Source organism: Neptuniibacter sp. (genome assembly GCF_024231755.1).
GTDB lineage: Bacteria > Pseudomonadota > Gammaproteobacteria > Pseudomonadales > Balneatricaceae > Neptuniibacter.
The window spans coordinates 1-960 of the sequence record NZ_JAAEQH010000188.1; the positions used below are offsets into that span (position 1 = coordinate 1).

Below are 960 nucleotides of genomic sequence, written 5' to 3' on the forward strand. Positions count from 1 at the left end.
ACTACCTTAACAAGTCAAAGGACGGCTTCTTATTTAGCATATCAAGACGGCTGGTTCATTGGCTTAGTGCCTGACACAGCAAGCGCACTTTGCACAACAGACCCGACATCATGGGGCGGCGCTCCTGACATAGCCGCTGAGGGTGATCCTGATTTTTTGGTTGCTGCCATTTCGAATTATAAACACGTTCATCTTTTAGGCACAAAAACAATTGAAGTCCTTTATATAACAGGATCTGCCTCTTTACCATTTGCGAGAATATCAGGCGGGTTAATCAGTACCGGGTGTATTGCAAAAGATTCAGTGGTTAATATGAATGATCAGATATACTTTCTTGATGATGATTTCAATGTGCGAAGGATTAACGGATTACAAGCTGAGATACTTTCTACACCTGCGATACAATACCAAATAAGTCAACTTACAGACCAACAAGAGGCAGTTGCTTATTCATATTCAATCGAGGGTCATTATGTATATGTAATAACGTTCGATCAATCAGGCGTAACCTATTGCTTTGACAGCACTATGAAATTATGGTATAAATGGAGTACAGGCGGTTACAATAATCGTCATACTTCAAACTGTTTTATTAGATATGCCGGTAAGAATTTAGTAGGTGATTACACAAACGGCATTATTTATGAAATAGACCCAGCGTCTACCGGTGCTGGTTATCTTTCTAAAGAGCTTATCAACAAGATGATTGTTGGTTTCAAGAGAATTGGAAGAACACTTACCGATCTGTACATAGCACCTGAGGATGCTGCTGATATTCGTGAATGGACTGATACTGATATCGATCCTGTTACAAGGAGAGAAATCTTTCAGGCCGGCGGAATGGGCAGTCTTTGGAATGTTCAGATGCATGAGATGCAACATTTAGGAGCGACTGGTTTGTACAATATTAATGGCGACGCAGCTGAGTATGGTAAGTTTATGACTTCAGGTGGAAGTTAT

The 960-nt window shown here is 40.5% G+C and carries 1 protein-coding gene; it reads left to right on the top strand.

From position 1 onward, the window contains the following. Window positions 1–960, top strand: a 960-nt coding sequence (locus tag GY843_RS10000; RefSeq protein ID WP_297309111.1) for a hypothetical protein, incomplete at both ends; no start/stop codon positions are given.